Here is a 1085-nt window from a genome sequence, read left to right on the forward strand (position 1 = left end):
CGACGTACAGCTGCAGGCGGGGGAAAATACCGTTAAGCTTACTTCTGATGTGATGGGGTTTGATCTGGACAGCATCAATGTTCAGGACGTGACCTGGGAGACGGAGACCCCGGAGCCCGCTCCTGACACGCCCGACCCTGAGCCGCCCAAGGAACACCTGGACAGCTTCGACGGCTTCGCCATTGAGGCGGAAGACCCCAGCGTGGTGCTGGAGAACGGCGTCATCGCCAAGAATCACACTGGCTATAAGGGTACTGGCTTCTACGACCCGGATGCCGGGGAGATCGGTACCATTCAGTGGACGGCCAACATTCCGGAAACGGACGAATATACCGTCGCCTTCCGGTATACCTCTCTGGGCGGACGGCCCTGCGATCTCTATATCGACGGGGTAAACGTACAGAGCTACAAGTTCTATACCGACGGCAACCTTCAGAATCAGGCATGGACCACCTGGCTTACCGAGGGATATGAGTTCCAGCTCACCGAAGGGGAGCATACCTTTAAGCTGGTCAATACCACGTCAAACGGACCCAATATCGACCGGATGATCATCAGCCGGGACGGTACGGTCTATGAGGCAGAGGATGGCACTATGAGCGGCGGCACGGCGGCTTCCAGTGCCCGTACCGGCTACACGGGTACCGGCTATGCCGACTACGGCGGTGCTGGCAGCTATGTGGAGCTGGAGATCACGGTTGCAACCTTCTCCCCCTATGATATTGAGGTGCGTTATGCCACCGCCGATCCCAGACCCTGCACCGTCTATCTGGATGATCAGGTGATCGGCACGCTGTCCTGTGCACCGGGCGGCAGCGGCGATGAGGCCTGGGAGACCTGGGTGAATGAGACGATCCGGGATGTGCCCATCAACGGCGGCAGCCATAAACTGAAGATCGTTGCCAATGCATCGGGCCCCAACATTGACCGTGTGGTGGTCCGGGGCGGTATGGAGACTGCAGACAATGTAGCACCCACCGTTCTTACCAGCACGCCTGACAACGGTGAGGAAAACGTGCCTGTGAACCAGACCATTACACTTGGCTTCAGCGAAGATGTGCAGCCCAGCACCGCTTATGAGTCCA

General features: G+C 58.3%; 1 protein-coding gene. It reads left to right on the forward strand.

The annotated features are described in order from the left end of the window. Positions 1-1085, forward strand: a 1085-nt coding sequence (locus tag WMO45_RS13610; protein ID WP_349141432.1) for a CBM35 domain-containing protein, incomplete at both ends; no start/stop codon positions are given.

Origin of the sequence: Flavonifractor hominis (assembly GCF_040095835.1) — a bacterium.
GTDB classification, from domain to species: domain Bacteria; phylum Bacillota; class Clostridia; order Oscillospirales; family Oscillospiraceae; genus Flavonifractor; species Flavonifractor hominis.